The 7,141-nt window shown below is 66.4% G+C and carries 10 protein-coding genes; 3 read left to right on the forward strand and 7 right to left on the reverse strand.

Going from position 1 to position 7,141, the window contains the following annotated elements:
- The coding region (gene ndk / locus AC6RA4_RS21730) for a nucleoside-diphosphate kinase (protein ID WP_500163860.1) at positions 1 to 395 on the forward strand (395 nt) is incomplete at its 5' end.
- An 80-nt stretch (positions 396 to 475) separates the two neighbouring features.
- Here the strand turns inward: ndk and AC6RA4_RS21735 are convergent.
- From AC6RA4_RS21735 to AC6RA4_RS21745, 3 genes are all read right to left on the reverse strand, one after another.
- Positions 476 to 883: a DUF4112 domain-containing protein gene (locus AC6RA4_RS21735; protein ID WP_500163862.1), complete on the reverse strand. Its 408-nt coding sequence runs from the start codon at positions 881 to 883 to the stop codon at positions 476 to 478.
- A 5-nt stretch (positions 884 to 888) separates the two neighbouring features.
- Complete coding sequence (locus AC6RA4_RS21740; RefSeq protein WP_222605181.1) at positions 889 to 1,059, reverse strand: YqaE/Pmp3 family membrane protein; 171 nt, start codon at positions 1,057 to 1,059, stop codon at positions 889 to 891.
- 110 nt (positions 1,060 to 1,169) lie between these two features.
- Positions 1,170 to 1,514: a TfoX/Sxy family DNA transformation protein gene (locus tag AC6RA4_RS21745; RefSeq protein WP_500163863.1), complete on the reverse strand. Its 345-nt coding sequence runs from the start codon at positions 1,512 to 1,514 to the stop codon at positions 1,170 to 1,172.
- A gap of 248 nt (positions 1,515 to 1,762) precedes the next feature.
- On the opposite strand from AC6RA4_RS21745, the gene AC6RA4_RS21750 reads away from it, so the two are divergent.
- Both AC6RA4_RS21750 and AC6RA4_RS21755 read left to right on the forward strand, forming a co-directional pair.
- Positions 1,763 to 2,362, forward strand: a complete 600-nt coding sequence (locus AC6RA4_RS21750; protein ID WP_500163865.1) for a biotin transporter BioY — start codon at positions 1,763 to 1,765, stop codon at positions 2,360 to 2,362.
- 116 nt (positions 2,363 to 2,478) lie between these two features.
- Complete coding sequence (locus AC6RA4_RS21755; RefSeq protein WP_500163867.1) at positions 2,479 to 3,225, forward strand: heme-dependent oxidative N-demethylase family protein; 747 nt, start codon at positions 2,479 to 2,481, stop codon at positions 3,223 to 3,225.
- Here AC6RA4_RS21755 and AC6RA4_RS21760 read toward each other — a convergent pair.
- The 4 genes from AC6RA4_RS21760 to AC6RA4_RS21775 form a co-directional block, all read right to left on the reverse strand.
- Positions 3,215 to 3,985: a hypothetical protein gene (locus AC6RA4_RS21760; protein ID WP_500163869.1), complete on the reverse strand. Its 771-nt coding sequence runs from the start codon at positions 3,983 to 3,985 to the stop codon at positions 3,215 to 3,217. The genes AC6RA4_RS21755 and AC6RA4_RS21760 overlap by 11 nt on opposite strands.
- 139 nt (positions 3,986 to 4,124) lie before the next feature.
- The gene (locus AC6RA4_RS21765; RefSeq protein ID WP_500163870.1) at positions 4,125 to 4,937 is read right to left on the reverse strand and encodes a lytic murein transglycosylase; all 813 of its coding nucleotides are present in this window, start codon (positions 4,935 to 4,937) and stop codon (positions 4,125 to 4,127) included.
- A gap of 166 nt (positions 4,938 to 5,103) precedes the next feature.
- Positions 5,104 to 5,955 carry a hypothetical protein gene (locus tag AC6RA4_RS21770; protein ID WP_500163872.1) on the reverse strand — a complete coding sequence of 284 codons (852 nt, stop codon included), beginning with the start codon at positions 5,953 to 5,955 and terminating at the stop codon, positions 5,104 to 5,106.
- A 556-nt stretch (positions 5,956 to 6,511) separates the two neighbouring features.
- A partial coding sequence (locus AC6RA4_RS21775; RefSeq protein ID WP_500163874.1) for a glutamine synthetase family protein occupies positions 6,512 to 7,141 on the reverse strand: 630 nt, incomplete at its 5' end.

Consider the following 7,141-nt stretch of genomic DNA (forward strand, 5'->3'; position numbering starts at 1 on the left):
TCAAGCCCGACGCCACCCGCCGCAACCTGACCGGCAAGATCAACGCCAAGTTCGAGGAAGCGGGCCTGCGCATCGTCGCGCAGAAGCGCATCCAGATGACCAAGGCGCAGGCCGGCGAGTTCTACAAGGTGCACGCCGAGCGCCCGTTCTACGACGAGCTCTGCGAGTTCATGGCCTCCGCGCCGGTCGTTGTGCAGGTGCTGGAAGGCGAAGGCGCGATTGCCAAGAACCGCGAAGTGATGGGCGCCACCAACCCGGCCGACGCTGCCGAGGGCACCATCCGCGCAGAGTTCGCCGAGTCGGTCGGCGAAAACTCCGTGCACGGCTCCGACGCCCCGGAGACCGCGGCGGTCGAGATCGCCTACTTCTTCTCGGGCCTCGAACTGGTCGGCTGAGCCGTCCTTTCGGACCTGTCATGACATGCGAAACGGGCGCCCATCGGGGCGCCCGTTTTGTCTTCGGCAGTCAACAGGGATCAGGCCAGCTCCGCGCCGCGATAGTCGGGCGCCCGGGCCGGACCTTCGCCCACCGTGCGGTGGCGCTCCTCGGCCCAGCGGCGCAGCAGCGCAGCGTTGCGGGTATTGGCCTTGAAGCCGACATCGAGAATGTCGCCGACCAGCGGCACCAGGCCGATGGCCCAGTCCAGCACCACATTCCAGCCCATCTGCACCAGCAGAGACTTCGGGGCTCCGAGCTCGCGGGCCTCGTTGACGATCCAGGCGGCGGGCGCGAGCGCCAGCGTGTCGCCCACGCCCGGCACCAGTCCAAGGATCGAATCCCAACCCAGCCGGATCTTGGTGAATGGCAGGCGGAACGCGCGGTCGAGGCGGCGTGCGTAGCGCTCGACGCGCTCGACCCGTTCGAAGGTGTCACGATGCGACATGGCGATCACGCGTGCTGCGGCGTCCGGGCGATGATCCAGACGGCGTGAACGATGCCGGGGATGTAGCCCAGAAGCGTGAGCAGGATGTTGATCCAGAAATGCTTGCCGAGACCGACCTGCAGGAAGACGCCGAGCGGCGGCAGCAGGATGGCGGCGATGATGCGGATAAGGTCCATGGGGACGGGCCTCCGTTGCGTTTTGCGTTTGGCCAGTCAACGTGAAGACCCCGTGCCGGGTTCCGACCCGCGCCTCGACGAGCGCCCGCGAGGGCGGAGGAGAGCCCGCGTCAGGAGCTCTTGCGCGGGGCGATGACGCCGATCTCGTCGAGCACCGCCTCGATCCCCGAAAGCGCCTCGTCCGGGCCCGCGACCTCGGCGCAGAGCGCATCGAAACGGGCGCGCAGATCGTCTTTCTCCTTGCCGCGGCAATCGTTCCACGGCCGGCCCTGCAGCGCCATGTGCAGCACGTAATAGCCGATGAAATGCGGCTTGGTGCCGGCGCGCAGCATCTGCCCGTAGGCATCGTGCGCGCCGATCTCGCGCAACGTCTCGGCGTCGAGAATGCCGGCGCGGGCGCAGGCGGCCTCGACCGTGGGGCCGAGGTTGCGGATGGATGAGACCGGCGTGGACATCGGCGCCTCGCACCAAGCAGTGAACCGCATCAGACCTGACAGCGCGGCGCGTCCGGGGCAAGCCCCGACACTGCGCCGGGCACGAAGATCAGCGCAAACGCCGGGCAGGGCGCGCGTGCCGCGGGCTTTGCGGCTGCAAAGGTCGAGTTTGCAAATTAAGCGTGCATGACAGGGTGATGACGGCTTGCGATGGTCTTCGCCATGGTGCAGAAACTCAAGGAATGGAGATGAAACAAGGGGGACACCCGATGACCATCGCACAGAACCGCTCCGTTCTGGTGGAAAGCTTCGGTGCCACGGACGGCACCGCCCTGCGCCTCAAGCAGGCCGCTCTCGTGGTGGCCGGCATCGCCTTCCTGGCGATCATGGCCAAGATCAAGGTGCCGATGTGGCCGGTGCCGATCACCATGGGCACCTTCGGCGTGCTGACCCTCGGCGCCGCCTACGGCGCGCGGCTCGGCCTCGTGACCATCCTCGGCTACATGTTGGTGGGTGCGCTCGGCTTCGACGTCTTCGCCAGCAGCTCGGCCGAGCTCAATGGCTTTGCCTACATGATGGGCGGCACCGGCGGCTACCTCGTGGGCTACGTGATGGCCGTCCTGCTGCTCGGCACGCTGGCGCGCGCCGGCTGGGACCGCTCGGCGCCCAAGATGGCCGGTGCGATGCTGCTCGGCAACGCTCTGATCTACGTGCCCGGCCTGATCTGGCTCGGCATGCTCTACGGCTGGGACAAGCCGATCCTCGAGTGGGGCCTGACCCCGTTCCTCGTGGGCGACGCGATCAAGCTGGCCCTGGCCGCGCTGATCCTGCCGCTGACCTGGAAGGCTCTGGGCCGCGCCCGCGGCTGAGCATCCGCCTCACGGTGAAGCACAGAAAGCGGCGCGGGTGCCTCCCGCGCCGCTTTTCCTTTGCCGCGACGCCGGCGCATCTTGCGGCGCGTGCGTCCCGGCGCTAGCCCTTTGCCATGACCCTGCAAGAGCGCCTTCCCTTCGATCTTTCGACCTCGCGGCCGCTGCCCAATATCGGCCCGATCGCCATGTCCGCCTGGCTCCTCGTCGACGAGGCCTATTCCGGCCAGATGGCCGACCGCGAACACCTCCTCGACACCAATCGCGACGCGGTGCTGGCGCTCTCCGAGCGCGCCCGCCCGGCGGCGGACGAGTTGCTCGAGGTCGTGCTCGCGCATCTGCCCGAGGGCTTCTCCCGCGACGGTGCGCGCGTCACACGGCCCGATGGCGCGACGGTGACGCTGGATCGCGATGATCCGATGGGCACGCTGGGGCGGCTGGTGCAGGAGGATCTCTGCCTGCTCGAGAAGGCCGAGGGCGAGGACGAGCACGTGCTCACCGGCGCGGTGCTGTGCTTTCCCGCCGGCTGGCGGCTGGCGCAGAAGGTGATGCGGCCGCTGGTCGAGATCCACATCCCGATCCCGGAGTATGACGAGGCCATCGCGTCCCGGGTGCAGCGGCTCTTTGACGGGGTGCAGGTGGGGCGCCCGCTGATGCGCTTCAACCGGCTCTGGTACAACGACCCGACGCTGTTCCAGCCCGGCCCCCGGCGCGACAACACCGACCGCGCCGATCCCGCCACCGCGGCCTATTTCCGCTCCGAGCGGCAATGCCTGGTGCGGCTGCCGGAGACCCGCGCCGTCGTCTTCTCGATTCATACCTACGTGATGGAACGCGCGCGCGCCCTCGCGCTCAGTGCATGACCTGATAGAGGATGCTGCGCAGGAAATTGGTGTTCTGAAGCACCACGACCAGCGCCACCACCGCCGAGACCCGCGCCACCAGGCGCAGGTCCATGCCGCGCCAGAGGGCGAGCAGGAACTTCGGCACGATCAGCGGGGCCATGACCCCGCGCATCAGCAGGCTACGGCGCGGCGGCGCCTGCATCACCGGCTCCATCGGATCGTCGAGGAAGGTAAAGTTGCCGCGTCTGGGATGCGGCGCCTCGTCCTCGCCCGGCGCGGCAACGGCGGCAACCTCGGTGTCGTCGGTCAGCGCCATGCGGATGTGGTCGGCGAGATCGATATCCATCGGCGGCGGCATGGCCGGGTCGTAATGTTTCGGCGGCACCGGCTCGCCCATCATCTCGCGGAAATCGTCGGGCTCGATCAGGGTCTCGCAATCGAACCAGTCAATACACTCGATGGGAAGGTGCGCCAGCATCCCCACGACCGTCCGCGCCAGGATGCGGCGGGCGAGGGCGTCGTCGTCCTCGGTGTTCGGGCGTTGCAGGATCTGGACCGAGAGGTAGGGCGCATCGCCCGGCACGCGCTGCACCCGGACGTTGACACCGTAGTGGTCGGCCATCACCGCGGCGCGCTTCTTGGAGCGGCGGACGGGCTTGCCCGAGACGGTGTCGAACCGTCGGAGGGTGCGCGCGGCGTCGCTCAGAAGTTGCGTGTCATTGAGGCTGACGTCGTGCGTCAGAAAAATGCCCGCATGGGGTGTCTCGGCCTGGCCCATAACCGGGGCTCCCTGAACTCATTCAGTGAATACGATTTGGGCAGAATACTTAATAAATCTGGCAGAACGGGGACGGGGCTGTGGCCTTAATACGACATTAACCACATGTGCCCCGTCCGCCGCGCTGTCCAAACGGGGCTCAGCGGTCGATGCGTTCCGCTGCCAGCGCGATGGCCTGCTGGTAGACTGTTGCGGCGTTCCACTCGTTCAGCACGCGGAAATTCGCGGTGCCCTGCTGGTAAGGCTGCCCCGGGCGCCAGCCCTTCTGGCGCAGGAAGTTGGCGGTCGAGGCCAGCGCATCCCACTCGTTGTAGAAATCGACGCGGCCATCGCCATTGCCGTCGACGCCGTAGCGCAGGGCGTTGCCGGGCAGGAACTGGGTGTGGCCGAGCTCGCCATGGGCAGCGCCTTTCTGGGTCGGCGACAGCATGCCGCGATCCACCATCTGCAGCGCCGCGAGCGCGTGCGGGGTGAAGAACGAGGAGCGGCGGCAGTCATAGGCCACGGTACTGATCGACGAGACCACCGGCACGTTGCCCATGGTGCGGCCAAAGCCGGTCTCCATTCCGTGGATCGCCACGAGGATGCCGGCGGGCACGCCGTAGCGCTGTTCGACGGCGGCATAGAATTGCGGATTGCGCTGGATCCGCTTGCGCCCGGTGGCGGCGAAGCCGTCGAGCGAGCCGAGGCGGATGCGGATGAAATCGTTGAGAGCGTATTTCACGCCCTTCTGATTGCGGTCCGCGGCGATCGTGGTGGTGGAATACTGCGCGTTCATCAGCGCCTGGATGCCACGCTGACCGACACCGGCGCGCTGCGCCTCGGCGGCGAATTGCTGTTTCCACGCGCTGAAACCGCTCGCGTTGTTGCCGCATGTGGCGGCCTGCACCGCACCTGCCGTGGCGAGCCCGAGGGTGACGGCTGCGGCAAGTCTGAATACCCGGCGGAACATTCTTGGTTCTCCAATTCACTCTGAGTTGAGGAGAACGGTAGCCCAGCCCCGGGATGCGGCAAACAGAAATGTCCCTCTTTCGGGTCAGGGTCGGAAATCCGCCGATCCCCGCTGCCATCCCCGATCCGGGCCCACCCACCATGAGCCCGGGTCCGTGAGAGCGGGCTTAGTAGGTGCCGAGCAGGCCTGCGGCGACACCGGAGGCGTCGAGCGCCACGAAAAGGCCGGCGATCCCGGTGGCGAGCATCCGGCGCTGCTGCGGGAAGGCGCTGGTGGCGTTGTAGGCGAGCAGCGGCACGGCGAGCGGCAGCGAGATCGTCGCGACACCAACGGACAGCGCCCAGCTCGAGACGCTGGCGCCTTCGGCGGTCTCGGGGACTTCGCGCGGCAGGTCGGCCATCTCGGCCTTCTGCACCGGGGCAAGCAGGGCGCTGCGCAGGCGACGGTCATAGGCCTGGTAATGGGCCTCGGTGCGCTTGTTTTGGGCGGTGGGCTGGCGGCGGGCCTTCTTGGCCACCGGCAGTGTGCGGGCCAGCACGTCTTTCTGGCTCAGGCGCTCGGTGCGGGCGTGGCCATGCTCGAGGCGGACGCGGCGCGGACGCAGGCGCTCGGGCTCGGCCGGAGCAACGGGCTCCTGCGCGGCGCAGGCGGGCTTGAGCTGCGCGATGAAGCGCTCGCGGGGCAGGCGGAGATCGGTGCCGGCCCAGATCACGTGGCTCACCGGCAGCGCCTCGACGAGGGCGTAGAGCACATGGGCCAGCGGGGTGAGAACAGCCTTGTCGTCGCTCGGGGCGGAGACGTGCAGCACGGCCTCGTCGCCCTCGTGGTGGACGCTGGCCTCCCAGTCGCCGCCGCAGGTGGCGAAGCGCAGGGTGGCGGTCTCGGTACGGTCGCAATCGGCGACGGAAAAATCGTTATGTGTCAGGGCATCGCGCATGATCTGCTGGATCTCGTCCAGAACAACGATCGAACGGGCGGCGAAGACAAGACGGGCTGTACTCGTGAAACCTTGGGTCATCTTGAACTCCTGAACAGTGTTTTTCTTGGTTTTCCATTTCCCCACGAGACTCAGTCTTGGCCTCGATTGGGGTGAGATTCTGGCCCGTCTGAGGAGGCGAATGGCCCGGTTTGCCCCGATCTTGTCCTAGTTCAGGGCGAAACTGCCGCAATTTCAATGAATTGCGGCGGGACGACCATATTTGGACGAAGTTTCGAAATTTTAGTCCGGAATTGTCTCAACCTATCCGAAAGGGTTGATGCCAAAGCGCGTCAGGTTGATCGGATTTGAAACATCACTTTGAGACACTTTCTTTTGGCTCTCGCCTCATTTGCCGCGTCGCTTGCGGACAATCCGGGCCAATTCCGGGCAATGATGGCGCTGCGGAAACGCTCTCGACAAATGCGGACCACGAATCACCGTGGGCCGTCAACATTCTGACCAGCAAGGGGTGATTAGGACGCATATTCGGCAGGCTTTTCAGCGCCGCGCCGTGGCGGGCCGCGTAGCGCAGAGGAGCGCCGCGCAACGAAAAAGGGCGCCCGAAGGCGCCCTTTCCCGAATGTGTCCGCGAGGATCAGCAGCTGTAGTACAGCTTAAACTCGACCGGGTGCGGGGTCATTTCGTACTGCTCGAGCTCTTCCATCTTGAGATCGATATAGCCTTCGATCTGGTCTTTGGTGAACACGTCACCGGCCAGCAGGAAGTCCATGTCGGCCTTCAGCTCGTCCAGAGCCTCACGCAGCGAGCCGCAGACGGTGGGGATGCCCTCGAGCTCCTCCGGCGGCAGGTCGTAGAGGTTCTTGTCCATGGCTTCGCCCGGATCGATCTTGTTCTTGATGCCGTCGAGGCCGGCCATCAGGAGTGCGGCGAAGCACAGGTAGGGGTTCGACGACGGGTCGGGGAAGCGGGCTTCCACACGCTTGGCCTTCGGCGATTCCGCCCACGGAATACGAACGCAGCCCGAGCGGTTGCGGGCCGAGTAGGCGCGCAGCACGGGAGCTTCGAAGCCCGGGACCAGACGCTTGTAGGAGTTGGTCGACGGGTTGGTGAAGGCGTTGAGCGCCTTGGCGTGCTTGAGCAGGCCACCGATGTACCACAGGGCTTCCTGCGACAGGTCGGCGTACTTGTCGCCTGCGAAGAGCGGCTTGCCGTCCTTCCAGATCGACATGTTCACGTGCATGCCGGTGCCGTTGTCGCCGGCGAT

This window comes from Salipiger sp. (assembly GCF_059781815.1).

Coding starts and splice junctions, on each gene's coding strand:
- AC6RA4_RS21740 (WP_222605181.1), bottom strand. CDS start 1,059: ATGGACCTTATCCGCATCATCGCCGCCATCCTGCTGCCGCCGCTCGGC.
- AC6RA4_RS21745 (WP_500163863.1), bottom strand. CDS start 1,514: ATGTCCACGCCGGTCTCATCCATCCGCAACCTCGGCCCCACGGTCGAG.
- AC6RA4_RS21770 (WP_500163872.1), bottom strand. CDS start 5,955: ATGACCCAAGGTTTCACGAGTACAGCCCGTCTTGTCTTCGCCGCCCGT.
- AC6RA4_RS21750 (WP_500163865.1), top strand. CDS start 1,763: ATGACCATCGCACAGAACCGCTCCGTTCTGGTGGAAAGCTTCGGTGCC.
- AC6RA4_RS21755 (WP_500163867.1), top strand. CDS start 2,479: ATGACCCTGCAAGAGCGCCTTCCCTTCGATCTTTCGACCTCGCGGCCG.
- AC6RA4_RS21765 (WP_500163870.1), bottom strand. CDS start 4,937: ATGTTCCGCCGGGTATTCAGACTTGCCGCAGCCGTCACCCTCGGGCTC.
- AC6RA4_RS21735 (WP_500163862.1), bottom strand. CDS start 883: ATGTCGCATCGTGACACCTTCGAACGGGTCGAGCGCGTCGAGCGCTAC.
- AC6RA4_RS21760 (WP_500163869.1), bottom strand. CDS start 3,985: ATGGGCCAGGCCGAGACACCCCATGCGGGCATTTTTCTGACGCACGAC.